This window comes from Pseudomonas sp. PDM18 (genome assembly GCF_014852585.1).
Lineage (GTDB): Bacteria > Pseudomonadota > Gammaproteobacteria > Pseudomonadales > Pseudomonadaceae > Pseudomonas.
In genome coordinates, this window is record NZ_JACVBX010000059.1 from 1 (window position 1) to 255 (window position 255).

The window sequence follows — 255 nt, forward strand, 5'->3', positions numbered from 1 at the left end:
CGCTGATGGCCTGCTGGGCCTGCGACTCGGCGAGGTTGACGATGTCATCCCCAGCGATCACGTCAATGACGAGTTCTACGTCCTTCACCTTGGTGTCGACGGTGTAGCCATGGTTGGCGGTGATCAGGCCGGTGTTGCCAGCCGCATCATGGGCCACCAGGGTGGCGTCGATGCTGGTGGCCTTGGCCAGGTCGGCGCCGGATACCTGCACGCTCCACTTGCCATCGGCTGCAACCGCAGCGCTGTAGGTGGTGC

Annotated in this window: 1 protein-coding gene; it reads right to left on the reverse strand. The window is 64.3% G+C overall.

What is annotated here, in order from left to right; translation table 11 throughout:
- A partial coding sequence (locus tag IB274_RS29540; protein WP_192436307.1) for a hypothetical protein occupies positions 1–255 on the reverse strand: 255 nt, incomplete at both ends.